The 12,912-nt window shown below is 32.2% G+C and carries 12 protein-coding genes and 4 tRNA genes; 12 read left to right on the top strand and 4 right to left on the bottom strand.

From position 1 onward, the window contains the following. A partial coding sequence (locus L8V79_RS07695; protein ID WP_263703152.1) for a cache domain-containing protein occupies nt 1-725 on the bottom strand: 725 nt, incomplete at its 3' end. A gap of 417 nt (nt 726-1,142) precedes the next feature. On the opposite strand from L8V79_RS07695, the gene L8V79_RS07690 reads away from it, so the two are divergent. From L8V79_RS07690 to L8V79_RS07675, 4 genes are all read left to right on the top strand, one after another. Continuing rightward, nucleotides 1,143-1,217 (top strand) — tRNA-Gly (locus L8V79_RS07690). A gap of 9 nt (nt 1,218-1,226) precedes the next feature. Next, nucleotides 1,227-1,315: transfer RNA gene (locus L8V79_RS07685), tRNA-Leu, on the top strand. Between the two features lie 16 nt (nt 1,316-1,331). Beyond that, nucleotides 1,332-1,405 (top strand) — tRNA-Cys (locus L8V79_RS07680). Nucleotides 1,406-1,437: 32 nt separating this feature from the next. Next, nucleotides 1,438-1,525 (top strand) — tRNA-Ser (locus tag L8V79_RS07675). A gap of 75 nt (nt 1,526-1,600) precedes the next feature. On the opposite strand, the gene ilvD is transcribed toward L8V79_RS07675, so the two are convergent. Continuing rightward, on the bottom strand, nt 1,601-3,277 hold the full coding sequence (gene ilvD, locus L8V79_RS07670; protein WP_263703151.1) for a dihydroxy-acid dehydratase: 1,677 nt from the start codon (nt 3,275-3,277) through the stop codon (nt 1,601-1,603). Nucleotides 3,278-3,411: 134 nt separating this feature from the next. Between ilvD and L8V79_RS07665 the strand changes: the two genes are divergently transcribed. Further along, nucleotides 3,412-4,764 carry a Na+/H+ antiporter NhaC family protein gene (locus L8V79_RS07665; RefSeq protein ID WP_412175033.1) on the top strand — a complete coding sequence of 451 codons (1,353 nt, stop codon included), beginning with the start codon at nt 3,412-3,414 and terminating at the stop codon, nt 4,762-4,764. Here L8V79_RS07665 and L8V79_RS07660 read toward each other — a convergent pair. After that, nucleotides 4,761-5,735: a phospholipase A gene (locus L8V79_RS07660; RefSeq protein WP_263703150.1), complete on the bottom strand. Its 975-nt coding sequence runs from the start codon at nt 5,733-5,735 to the stop codon at nt 4,761-4,763. The genes L8V79_RS07665 and L8V79_RS07660 overlap by 4 nt on opposite strands. Continuing rightward, nucleotides 5,698-6,297, bottom strand: coding sequence for an NTP transferase domain-containing protein (locus tag L8V79_RS07655; protein WP_263703149.1), 600 nt, complete (start codon nt 6,295-6,297; stop codon nt 5,698-5,700). The genes L8V79_RS07660 and L8V79_RS07655 overlap by 38 nt, the downstream gene beginning before the upstream one ends. A 41-nt stretch (nt 6,298-6,338) precedes the next feature. Between L8V79_RS07655 and L8V79_RS07650 the strand changes: the two genes are divergently transcribed. The 7 genes from L8V79_RS07650 to L8V79_RS07620 are packed head-to-tail and all read left to right on the top strand — an operon-like array spanning nt 6,339 to nt 12,740. Beyond that, nucleotides 6,339-7,643 (top strand): NFACT RNA binding domain-containing protein, encoded by a 1,305-nt coding sequence (locus L8V79_RS07650; protein ID WP_263703148.1) that lies wholly within the window; start codon nt 6,339-6,341, stop codon nt 7,641-7,643. A 2-nt stretch (nt 7,644-7,645) separates the two neighbouring features. Then, the gene (locus tag L8V79_RS07645; RefSeq protein ID WP_263679739.1) at nt 7,646-7,966 is read left to right on the top strand and encodes a hypothetical protein; all 321 of its coding nucleotides are present in this window, start codon (nt 7,646-7,648) and stop codon (nt 7,964-7,966) included. Nucleotides 7,967-7,977: 11 nt separating this feature from the next. Continuing rightward, the gene (locus L8V79_RS07640) at nt 7,978-8,706 is read left to right on the top strand and encodes a phosphatidate cytidylyltransferase (RefSeq protein ID WP_087700494.1); all 729 of its coding nucleotides are present in this window, start codon (nt 7,978-7,980) and stop codon (nt 8,704-8,706) included. Continuing rightward, on the top strand, nt 8,703-9,782 hold the full coding sequence (gene dxr, locus L8V79_RS07635; RefSeq protein WP_263672533.1) for a 1-deoxy-D-xylulose-5-phosphate reductoisomerase: 1,080 nt from the start codon (nt 8,703-8,705) through the stop codon (nt 9,780-9,782). The genes L8V79_RS07640 and dxr overlap by 4 nt, the downstream gene beginning before the upstream one ends. After that, complete coding sequence (locus tag L8V79_RS07630; protein WP_263675028.1) at nt 9,779-11,167, top strand: M99 family carboxypeptidase catalytic domain-containing protein; 1,389 nt, start codon at nt 9,779-9,781, stop codon at nt 11,165-11,167. The genes dxr and L8V79_RS07630 overlap by 4 nt, the downstream gene beginning before the upstream one ends. Then, nucleotides 11,164-12,171, top strand: a complete 1,008-nt coding sequence (gene tsaD, locus L8V79_RS07625; RefSeq protein ID WP_115646344.1) for a tRNA (adenosine(37)-N6)-threonylcarbamoyltransferase complex transferase subunit TsaD — start codon at nt 11,164-11,166, stop codon at nt 12,169-12,171. Before L8V79_RS07630 ends, tsaD begins: the two co-directional genes overlap by 4 nt. Next, nucleotides 12,168-12,740, top strand: coding sequence for a type II secretion system protein (locus tag L8V79_RS07620; RefSeq protein WP_115646342.1), 573 nt, complete (start codon nt 12,168-12,170; stop codon nt 12,738-12,740). The genes tsaD and L8V79_RS07620 overlap by 4 nt, the downstream gene beginning before the upstream one ends. Nucleotides 12,741-12,912: the final 172 nt, after the last annotated feature.

The raw sequence follows: 12,912 nt of genomic DNA, 5'->3' as shown, positions 1-12,912 counted from the left end.
GAAGTAATTATTGCAATAGGTTTTAAATTTCTAATAATAGCAAATCTTACTAGAAGTAAAGCTATTATTATAGCTATAATAGCAATTATAATTTGTTGAAATAACAATCTATTTACTGCGTCAGTATATACAGATTCTTCTGTGATAGAACAGATTATATATTTAGGGTTTAAGCTTTGTGTACATGTTGCGACTTGAGTTTTACCTGTGCCATCTTTAGCATAAAATAAGGTTTCTTCTTTACTTGGATCAACTAAATCAGGATTAGCTTTTACAGCATTTGCTATATTAATACTTAAATCGTTTTTAGTAAGCATTCTTTCTTTGTCTTCATGGAAGGTTATAACACCTTCTCTATCATAAACTGCAACATAAGAACTATTAGAGTGTCCTAGTGATAAAACATCGGTTGAAAACCTTGAAAGGTCATAATCTCCTGCTGCAACACCTATAAATTTGCCATCTGAATAAATTGGTGCGGCATATGTTACAGTTACTTGACCGCTAGAAGCAGAGACATAAGGGTCGGTAACGATTAGTTTACCAGCAGCTTTTGCTTCTTTATACCAAGGTCTATTTTTAGTATCATATCCACTTGTGATATCGCTAATAACTTTGTTAGATCTGTAAGTTTTACCAGTGTCTTCAAATCCAATGTAAACAAGCTCAAAATCTGATGATTGTTTTAAGGTGCCTAAAATATCTATAATTTCGTCTTGATGCATATTTGGCTTGGAAGAGATCGAGTGTCCAAGAGAGTTTATTGCTGCTCTTTTTGAACTACCATAAAGTTCATATACCTTTGCAACATCTAGCATTGTTTTCATCTGTATTTCATACAGATAATCATTGATTGTTTTTTTAGATTCATAGTAGTTTATAACATTAACTACGGTTAAAATTGCTATAATTAACAAACAGGTTATAAATGTTAATTTACTTGATAAGCTTTTAAAGCTGAACATAAATACCTCCATTGCAATATTTTAAATTGATTAAATCAAATCCAGTTTTATAACATATTGATTATAAAAATATTATTAATTTTAATAAGTTTATTTGTTTATTGTAATTTTTTAAATTATTTTAAATTATTTTTTATATATCTTTAAGCTTTAATAGATATAATTTCAATTTTACATGCGGGAATAGCTCAGGGGTAGAGCACAACCTTGCCAAGGTTGGGGTCGCGAGTTCGAATCTCGTTTCCCGCTCCATTATCACCCGCCCGGGTGGTGGAATTGGTAGACACAAGGGACTTAAAATCCCTCGGAATTTTTCTTCCGTGCCGGTTCAAGTCCGGCCTCGGGCACCACTTTTTGGTAACTCAAGGCGACATAGCCAAGCGGTAAGGCATGGGCCTGCAAAGCCTTGATCTCCGGTTCGAATCCGGATGTCGCCTCCAATGCGATGTTAACACTTGATATTTTATTCTTTCGGGAGATGGCTGAGTGGTCGAAAGCGGCGGTCTTGAAAACCGTTGAGGGTCACACCTCCAGGGGTTCGAATCCCTTTCTCCCGGCCACTTTAACATAATTTTTCATATTTTTGTTTTCACATTTAAAAGATATTTCTTAATTTCTCTAAGAAATTAAGAAAATTATTCTAAGTCTAAAACCCCGCCTTTGCTAGCATTGCTTACAAGTTTTTGATACATTTTAAGCCATCTTGAATTTATTTGTTTATTTGGCATTTTAAAGTTTGCTTTGCGTTTGGTGATTTCATCTTGGTTTAAATTTGCATTGATACTGTAATTATCCACATCAATTTCTATCTCATCACCATCTTCCAAAAGCGCTATAAGCCCACCTTCTGCAGCTTCAGGAGAAATGTGACCTATACTAAGCCCTCTTGTAGCTCCGCTAAAACGACCATCTGTTATAAGTGCTACTTTAGCACCAAGTCCCATGCCTGTGAGCAATGAAGTTGGACTAAGCATTTCTTGCATGCCAGGTCCACCTTTTGGTCCTTCATAGCGTATCACACACACATTGCCTTCTTTAACTTTACCTTTTATAATTCCTTTAATGGCTTCTTCTTGAGAATTAAAACAAACCGCTTTACCTTTGAATTTACGTTCACCCATAATACCTGCAGTTTTTATCACGCAGCCTTGCTCTGCTAAATTTCCAAAAAGTATAGCAAGTCCACCTACATTCGAATAGGCATTGTCTATTTTTCTTATAATATTTTCATCTTTAATGCTAGCATTCTCAATGTGCTCTTTTAAAGTTTTTCCGCTAATATCTAGAGTATCAAGTTCTAAAATATGGCCTGGTTTTTTAGCTATTTCAGCCATTACTGCACTTACTCCACCTGCTTTGTGTATATCTTCCATATAAACAGTATTTAAAGATGGAGCAATTTTGGCTATATGAGCCACATTAGCACTGATGTGATTGAGTTCTTTTATATCCAAATTTACACCCGCTTCATAAGCAATGGCAAGCATATGCAAGATAGTATTTGAGCTTCCACCCATAGCCATATCAACAACTAAAGCATTGTTGATGGATTTTTTAGTAATGATATTGCGAATTTTAAAACGCTCATCCAGAGCAATCTCGCAAATTCTACGAGCAGCTTTTCTTAAAAGCTCTTCTCTTTCTTTGCTAAGTGCTAAAATAGTTCCATTTCCTTCAAGCGCTATGCCCATAGCTTCACATAAAGTATTCATAGAATTTGCAGTAAACATACCCGAGCAAGATCCACCGCTAGGACAAGCTTTGCATTCTATATCTTTTAAATCCTCTTCATTGATTTTTTTAGCCTCATAAGCCCCCACTGCTTCAAAAACAGAACTTAGGCTGATTTTTTCTCCGTGTTTATTTACTCCTGCTCGCATAGGCCCACCGCTCACAAAAATAGTCGGCACATTAACTCTTAAAGCCCCCATGAGCATACCTGGAGTGATTTTGTCACAATTTGGGATACAAATTAGTGCATCAAGTTGGTGTGCATTCATCACTGTTTCAATAGAGTTTGCTATGATTTCACGACTTGGTAAAGAATAAAGCATACCATCATGCCCCATAGCAATGCCATCATCTACACCTATAGTATTAAATTCAAAAGGAATGCAACCATTTTTGCGGATTTCATCTTTAATGATTTTTGCATATTCATTTAAGAAAAAATGTCCTGGGATGATATCTATATAGCTATTTGCTACACCTATAAAAGGCTTGTTAAAATCATCATCATTTAAGCCACATGCTCTAAGTAAAGAACGATTTGGTGCTTTTAAATGTCCTTTTTTGATCGCGTCACTTCTCATTTGTATCCTTTTTTAAAGTAAAAACTATCATTTTATGCTTTTATTTTGCAATTTTTGCTTAAATTTTTTAAACTTAAATGGTATTTTAAAGAAAATTATTTAAAATGTGCAATTATTTTGATTTAAGGAATGTAATGCTTTTAACTAATCCGGTATTTATAGGCGTTGTATTAATGACGCTTTTGTGTTTTTTTAGGTTTAATGTTTTGCTTAGTGTTTTGCTTTCTGGGCTTTTTGTAGGCGTTTGGTCTAAATTTATGCATATAGAGCATTTAACTTTGATGGAGTTTTTTACTCAACTTCCACAAGCTATGATGGATTCTATGAAAGTTTTAATTGACGGTATGCAAGGAAATTTACAAACAGCACTAAGTTATATTTTACTTGGAGCGGTGGCTGCTGCTATATCAAAAACTAATTTAACAGCATATTTGATTAAAATAGTTTCGCATTATATTTCACATAAAAAATACTTACTTATACTTTCTTTGGCATTTATTGCTTGTTTTTCACAAAATTTAATCCCTATCCACGTGGCTTTTGTGCCTTTATTGATCCCACCTTTGTTAAAGCTTTTTAATAAATTAAAAATAGACCGTAGAGCCATAGCTTGTGCGCTAACTTTTGGACTTACCACACCTTATATGGTGGTACCTTTGGGATTTGGGCTTATTTTTCAAACTTTGCTTGTGGATAATTTAAATTCAAATGGAGTGCAAATTAGCCTAGGGGAAGTTTCTCAAACTATGGCTTTTGCGGCTATTTGTATGCTAGTTGGCTTGTTTTTGGCTGTGTTTGTATTTTATGCTAAACCAAGAGAATATCAAGAAGAACAAATTGCCAAAATGGATTTTGAAAATTTAAAAATGAGTAAAAAAGAATGGGGCGTTTTAGCTGGTCTTTTGCTGACTTTGATTTTGCAAATTTTAACGCATAATTTACCTTTATCTGGACTTTTGGGTTTTGTATTGATGGTGGTTTTAGGTGGAGTAGAGTATAATAAAGTTAATCTAGTCTTTGATGATGGGCTTAAGATTATGGGTTATATAGCCTTTGTAATGCTTGTTGCTTCAGGGTATGGGGAGGTTTTAAAACAAAGTGGTGGTATAGCTGAGCTTGTAAAAACAAGCGTGCCTTTTATGGCACAAAGTCACTTTTTGGCTATTTTTATCATGCTAGCCATAGGGCTTTTAATCACCATAGGTATAGGCAGTTCTTTTGGCACTATTCCTATCATCGCTGCCTTATTTTGCCCTATATGTATAGAGCTTGGTTTTTCACCTGCTGCGATTATTTTTATCATCGGTGTTGCTGGAGCTTTAGGCGATGCAGGATCGCCTGCTAGTGAGACGACTTTGGGAGTGAGTGTAGGGCTTAATGCAGATAAGCAAGGTGATCACATTAAAGATACTTGTATACCAACATTTTTATGTTTTAATGGCTCTTTGCTTATCTTAGGTAGTGTTATAGCGTTTTGTTTGCTTTAATACATTAGTAAAATTCCGCTTGAGAGTCTGCTTGAAGATTTATTATACTCAATAAGACTCTCACCATAACCATTAAAATACTGAGTGTAAATATACAAGCCATTGTTGGAGATTTTATAAGCTCCGCTTATTTCCACTGCACCGCGGTTATTAGCAAAGTTTAAATTATTACGCCATAAGATATTGATAAAATAATCATCTTGAGTGTAAGCAAGATTGATATCAAAATTACCCAAATATTTTTCTATATCAGGATTATCATCCTCTGAGCTTTTTTCAGGAATTCTTAGCCAAACCCTAGGTATGAACACAAAGTCCCCAAAAAACCATGCATTGCTTAGATAAATTCTATTCCAAGATCTTGATTTTGGGTCATCTTGCCCGTTTGATTCGTGTAATAAACCAACGCGTACATTTTTTAAATTTTCAAAAGCTCCATGCCCACTTATAGGAAAATTGATGAAAAATTCAGGCAAATAATTAGTCTCCCTAAAAGGTGATGAATGCTCATAAAGCTGCCACCACGAAATTTGTGTATAAGCTATGTTATAGCTTTCGTTTAAACCCAAAAGATTTTCAAAAAGAGTTTTTTTAAGACTTACTTGAAATTTAGTTTCAGTGCTTTTATAATCTCTTTTGCTAAAACTATAAGAAACAGGCATAAAATAACTAAGATTATGCGTGCTAATACCAAAAGGATTGTATGATTTTTCTGTGCCAAGGTAATTTGCTAAAGCTTCGCTTCTTGGGTTGAAATCATCTATTTTATGTTCTTTTGTTGCATTTTGCTCATTGTTAAGAGAAAGTTCTAAATTTTTTGTTTTTGCTGTATCTTTTAAAGCTAAGCTTTTATAAATTTGCATAGCCTTTTTATACTCACCTTGTCTTTCATATTCTAAGGCTTGATTGATTAAATCTTCATTTGCTAAAGCACTAAAAGCACATATTATGGGTAAGATTGTCTTTTTCATGAAGCCACTTTTTGTATTCGTTAAAATAATTTAAATTTATAAACTCATTTTCATTTTTAAAATCTATAAATTCTGCTTTCATTGTATCACAAAAAAGAGCTAGTTTGTGGTTATTTTCTTGTAAAAATTGCAAAGTTTTTTCAAAATTTCTACCATGATAAAATCCACATAAATAATGCTTGTGTTTTTCTGTGCTTGCTAAGAGTATATTTTGTGATTTTAGATGATGAAAAAGTTTAAAAATACTTTCTTTGCTTATGTTTGGGCTATCCACGCTAAGGATAAATACATAGGTGTTTTGAAAATGTTTGAGTATGGAATTTAAGGCAATGAGTGGGGAATAGTTATTTAAATCCTCATCTAAAATAAGTGCTAAGTTTTTTTGATGAAATTTATCTTTTTTAGCGCTAATAAAAACTTGATTAAAAATTCTTGACATTTTTTCATATTGATAAAGAGTTAAGTTTTTATCATCTACTTGCAATAAGCTTTTATCTTCTCCCATGCGTGAAGACTTTCCGCCACATAAAATCACGCAAGGATAGGGAATTTTTTCACTCATAAAAACCTCATAAATTCATCAAAATATTTTATAATACATTTATGAAATATACAGATTTAATACAAATAAAAGATTATTTTAAACAATTTCAAAGGCTAAATTATCTCAAACGTCTTGATGATAATATCTTAGAGCTTAGCTTAGATCATCAAGCTTTTATACTAGATTTAACACGTGGAAAAAGTGGAATTTACCAAGATAAGCTCCAAGCAAAAGCTTATAATGCACCTTTTGATTTTATGTTAAAAAAATACTTTTCTAATGCAAAGATTTTAAATTTAGAAGTATTAGAAAATAATAGAATTTTATCTTTTGAAGTTTTATCAGAAAAATCTTACAAAGCTTATGGGGCTAAGATTTATTTTGAATTTACAGGAAAAAACACCAATGTCATCATTACAGATACTAATGATATTATCATAGAAGCTTTGCGTCATATAGATAAAAGTTATCGTATTGTAAAAATAGGTGAAAAACTCCAAGCTTTAAAAGCTTATGAGATCAAAGAAGAATTTGTAAAGATTGATGATTTTAATGTGTATTTTAAAGAAAGTGCTAAAAAGTTACAGCAAGAGCGCTTAAAAGATATAAAAGAAAATAAACTTTTAAATGTAGATAAAAAAATTTTTACCCTTAAAGAGAGTATAGAAAATTTAGAACAAGAAAGCAATTTATTAAAAAAAGCTCAAGAGTTAAGCCAAAAAGCAGATGTTTTATTTGCTAATTTAAATTCTTTAAAAGATTATCAAAGAGAATTTATTCTGCAAGATTTTAATGCAAATGAGCTTGCTTTTAAGCTTGAAGATACACCTAAAAACAGTGCGAATGAATTTTACAAAATGGCTAAAAAGCTAAAACAAAAGGCTAAAAATATCAACATAGAAAGAGAAATTTTAAGTGAAAAACTTGATTTTTTAATCAATTTAAAAGATTTAATCACTAAAAGCGCTTCTTTGCGAGAATTAGAAGTTTTAATGCCTAAAAAAAGTAAAAAAACCAAAAAAGAAGAGTTAAATGCAGGGGTTAGTAGCTTTTATTTTGATGAGTTTAAAATCAGCGTAGGACGCAATGAAAAAGCTAATGAGTATTTATTAAAAATAGCTAAAAAAGATGATATTTGGTTGCATGTGAAAGATTATCCTAGTGCGCATGTGATCATTACTTCAAATAAATTAAAAATAAGTCAATTAGTGCTAGAATTTGCCGCAAAGCTTTGTGTGGAATTTTCCAAGTTAAGCTCTGGAACTTATTTGGTCGATTATACGAGCAAGAATTTTGTTAAAGTTAGAGAGAAGGCTTTTGTAAATTATACAAATTATAAGACTATAAGCATTTTAAAGGAGTAAATATGCCTATAAGTCCCATAGGTGGCGTTAATTATGCTAACCAAAATGCACCGGTACATTCAGCACAAGTGAGCAATGAACTAGCAAAAGACTCTTTTGCGACTTTGGTAAATATGAGTGAGTTTCAAGCAAAAGAAAAGGCGGTTGAAAAACTTGAAAAAGTTAATCAAACTCACGAAGTAAGTGATGAGGTAAAAGAAAGGCAAGAGGAAGAAAAGAAGCATTCTAAACATCATCAAGAACAAGAAGAAAAAGATGAACAAGAAGAAAAAGAGCAAGAGGTGGTTAAAAAAAGCTCTCATTTGCTTGATTTAAGTATATAGAAAGGATAAAAATGTTTTCAAAGACAAGAATTCTTAGTGCTATTGTGATGATAGCTGTAATAGCTGTTGTTGCTTTAGTAGATAATTTTTTGATTAATTTTGCTATTTTTGGTGTTTTATTGTTTTTGGCATTTAATGAGGCAAAAGCTATGTTTAAAAGCAAACATGCAAGTGCCTTTGTGGCTTTGTGTATTTTTGCAATAGGAGCATTTTTAGATAAACCTTTCTTTATAGGTCTTATGGCTTTGATTTTGATTTTGGGATATTTAGTTTATAAAAAAAGTGAAAATTTAAATGAGCTTATGCCTTATATATATCCTACTTTACCTATTTTAATGCTTTATCAAGTATTAAGCTATGAGGGTATGTTTGTATTGTTTTGGCTTATAGTGATTGTCGTTGCTTGTGATAGTGGGGCGTATTTTATAGGAAAGCTAATTGGCGAGAGAGCTTTTTCTCCAACAAGCCCAAATAAAACTTTAGAAGGGGTTGTAGGTGGCATAGTTTGTGCAGGGATTTTAGGAACTATTATAGGTTCTTTTGAATTTAGCTTAGTAAAAAGTATTTATATATCTTTAATCGTAGCTATTTTTGCTGTGATAGGGGATTTGCTTGAGAGCTATTTTAAAAGACAAGCAGGCATTAAAGATAGTGGTAATTTAATCCCAGGACATGGGGGAGTTTTAGATAGAATTGATGCTGTTATCATTGCAGCATTTGCAATGGCAACTTTAGTATGATCGTACTTGGAAGCACAGGAAGTATAGGGGTTAATACTCTTTTTATTACTAAAGAAAAAAACATAAGCATAGAAGCCTTATCTTGTGGTAAAAATATCAAGCTTTTAAATGAGCAAATAGCTCTTTTTAAGCCTAAATTTGTATGTATACAAGATGAAAAAGATAAAACCTTGGTTGATCATGATAAGATTTTTTGTGGTCAAGAGGGCTTAAAAGCGATGATAGCTGAGTGTAAAAGCTCTTTGGTGGTAAATGCTATAGTAGGTTTTGCAGGGTTAAACTCAAGTCTTATGGCACAAAAGCTTGGTAAAACCTTAGCCTTGGCAAATAAAGAAAGCCTAGTAGTAGCAGGAAAATTTTTTGACACTTCTAAGATTAAAGCTATAGATAGCGAACACGCAGCACTAAAGTGTTTGATAGATAAAAGAAAAGACATTAAAAAACTTTTCATCACAGCAAGTGGCGGGGCCTTTTATAATTATAAAATCAAAGATTTAAAAAATGTCAGCGTAAAAGAAGCCCTTAAGCACCCCAACTGGAGCATGGGAGCTAAGATCACCATAGATAGTGCTAGTATGTGCAATAAGCTTTTTGAAATCATCGAAGCTTATCATCTTTATGGTATTAAGCAAATAGATGCTTTGATAGAAAGAAAATCTTTAGTGCATGCTTTGTGCGAGTTTAAAGACGGTGGTATAAGTGCGTATTTTTCTCATGCAAATATGCGTTTGTCTATAGCTCAAGCGATTTTAGATGAGCATGATCAAAGCTTTATAGAAAATTTAGATTTATTAGCTATACCAAGTTTAAAATTTGAAAAAATTAGTTTAAAAAAATATCCTATATTTTCACTCAAAGATGAACTTTTGAAAGAGCCTGATTTGGGTGTGATTATAAATAGTGCAAATGAGTATATGGTGTATCAATTTTTAGCCCAAAAAGCACAGTTTTTAGACATAGCTAAAGGAATTTTTAAAGCATTAGATCATTTTGGTGTGCCAAAGATTAACCAAATTGAAGATGTTTTTGAGTATGATAAACAAGTAAGGCTTTATTTAGATAAGGAAATGAAGTGAGATATTTTTTAAGTATTTTGATTTTTATAAATGCAGTTTTTGCTTTAGAATTTAGTGTGAAAGAAAATGGAAAAAGTTTAGATGATAATAACACAGTTTTAATCCTTGGAGGCATACAAGGAGATGAGCCAGGTGGGTTTCATGCAGCTAGCTTGCTTTTGAGTGATTATAATATCACTAAAGGTAAAATTATCGTTGCGCCAAATTTGGCTTTTGAAAGTATTATCGCTAGAAATAGGGGAAATTTTGGAGATTTAAATAGAAAATTTGCCCATATAGATGAAAGTGATCCTGATTTTCACACCATAGAGCGTATAAAAAAGCTTATTTTAGACCCTGAAGTTAATATGGTCATAAATTTGCACGATGGAAGTGGTTTTTATAGACCTCAATATGAAAGCAAAGATAAAAATCCAAACCGCTGGGGTAACACTAGCATTATTGATCAAAGTGAGGTAAATTCTACAAAATATGCAGACTTAGAAAGCATAGCTAAAGAAGCGGTAGAAAATATCAATAAAGCCTTAGTAAAAGAAGAACATCAATATCATTTAAAAAACACCAAAACCCAAGAAAGCAATGACAAAGATATGCTAAAGGCTTTAACTTATTTTGTAGTGTCAAATCACAAAGCAGCCTTTGCTAATGAAGCGAGTAAAAATTTACCAACACATTTAAGAGTGTATTATCATCTTTTGGCGGTGGAGTATTATCTAAAAAAGGCAAATATAGAATTTCAAAGAACTTTTGATCTAACTCCAAATGGGGTTTATAGAGCCATTGAAAAGCCTTTGGAAGTAAGACTTTTTAATGATAAAATTTTACTTTATCTTGACAAACCCGCTAATAGAGTGAATTTTTTACCTTTTCCCACCAACCAAGCTTTAAATTATGAAGCAAGCAATGAAATTACAGCAGTGATTTCAAATGCTAATTCATACTCAGTCAATTACGGCAATCGCTTGCAAACTAGATTGTATCCTGAATATTTTGAATTTTCAAATGCCTTAGAAAGCGTTGAAATGATAGTAGATGGAAAAAATATACAAACAAATTTTGCTCAAAAAATCATGGTAAAAAATAGCTTTAAAATTCCTTCTATTGTAGGTGTAAGGGTTAATGTCATAGGTTTTGATAGGGGTAATGATGAAAGCGGTATAGAGATAAGTAAAAATCAAATGCAAAGTCGTTATTCTTTAGATAAAAAAAGAAAAATTTATAGAGTGGAATTTTATGAGCTAAAGAATGCAAATTTAGCCGATCAAGCCTTAGAAAAAAAGACAAATTTTAAAGAAATCAAAAAAGCAAACATACCTGCAAAAGCCATAGAAAAAGCAGAAGAAAAAGACAAATTTATCGGTATGATTTTAGTGGAATTTCAATGAAAAGCCTAATCCTTGCTATAGAAAGCTCGTGTGATGATAGTTCTATTGCTATCATAGATAAAAACAGCTTTGAATGCATTTTTCATACAAAGATTTCTCAAGAAAATGCTCATAGTGTTTATGGTGGGGTGGTACCTGAGCTTGCAGCAAGATTACACAGCGAGGCTTTACCTAAAATCTTAGAAAAATGCCAAAAATACTTTGACAAACTTTGTGCCATAGCAGTTACAAATGAACCTGGTCTTAGTGTGAGTTTGATAGGTGGAGTTGCTATGGCTAAAATGCTTGCTATTAGTTTAAATTTACCGCTTATAGCGATTAATCATCTAAAAGGACATATCTACTCTATGTTTTTAGATAAAAAAGCTAGTTTTGATATGGGTGTGTTGCTTGTAAGTGGTGGGCATACTATGGTGCTTTTTATTGATGAGCAAGGTAAAATCACAGAACTAGCAAAAACAAATGATGATAGCTTTGGAGAAAGTTTTGATAAAGTAGCTAAGATGATGGGGCTTGGTTATCCTGGTGGGGCTATCATAGAAAATTTAGCTAAAAATGTAAAAGAAAGTGATTTAGAATTTAGCATACCTTTGCTTCATTCTAAAGACTTAGCTTATAGTTTTTCAGGACTTAAAAACCAAGTGCGTTTGGAAATTTTAAAAGAAGAGTTAAGCTTAGAGCGTAAAAGCAAAATCGCCTTTGCATTTCAAAAAGCAGCCATAGCTCATATTTTAAATAAGTTAGAAAAAATTTTTAAAGAGTATAAATTTAAGCGTTTTGGCATAGTGGGTGGAGCTAGTGCAAATTTAAGCTTAAGAAGTCAAATAGAGCATTTATGCCAAAGCTATCAATGTGAGCTTTTGCTAGCTCCACTTGAGTATTGCTCAGACAATGCTTTGATGATAGCAAGGGCAGCTTGTGAAGCTTATGAGCGTAAAGAATTTGTAAGTATTGAAGATGATCTTATAAGCCCTAAAGTAAAAAACTTACAAGGCGTATTATGAAAAAGGCTTTTACTATTATAGAGCTTGTGTTTGTGGTAATTATACTTGGGGTTTTAGCAGCAGTTGCTCTGCCAAAATTTAGTACAAGTAAAGATGAAGCAAGCACAGCTCAAGCTTTGGGAAATTTAAAAATTTTTATCAATGATATAAGTGCTTATGTGCTAAAAAATGAAAGTCTTTCAAGCATAGCTTTGATGAGTAATGTAGCAAATGTAAAAAACGAAGATTTATCAACTTTGCAAAATTCCACCAAAGAACTTGATTTTAGTGTAGGAAATGATGAGCAGTGTTTTAAAGTGCTTTTTGTGGATAAAGAAAGCATTTTACTTTTAGCGTTTATAGTAGATAATGCTCAAAAAAGCAAAGTCCAAAATATAGCAGATTTAAAAAATCAAGTTTTGAAAGATCCTAAAAATCAAAGTATAAAAACTCAACTAGATGAGGCTTTAAATGCTTTTAGTCAAAGTGAATTTGCAAGCACTTCAAAATCCAAAGCTTGTCAAGGTCTAATCCACTCTAAAGCTTTTAAAGATTTAGCTACTAGAGTGTATTTTCTAAGTGGTAGTTAAAAATACACCCCACCACTTAAATACAATTTCATTCTATGCTCATCATCGTATTTATATTGATGTAATGCTCTAGCTGCATCAAGTTTTATATAATACTCATTAGCTTTATTATAAAGTATTTGTAAGCCTACTGCATCTAAAAAATGCTCATCTGCTAATCTACTACCTGAAT

The sequence above is a fragment of the Campylobacter sp. IFREMER_LSEM_CL2194 genome, from assembly GCF_025771685.1.
Classification (GTDB): Bacteria; Campylobacterota; Campylobacteria; order Campylobacterales; family Campylobacteraceae; genus Campylobacter_D.
This window is presented reverse-complemented; position numbering and strand designations above follow the sequence as displayed.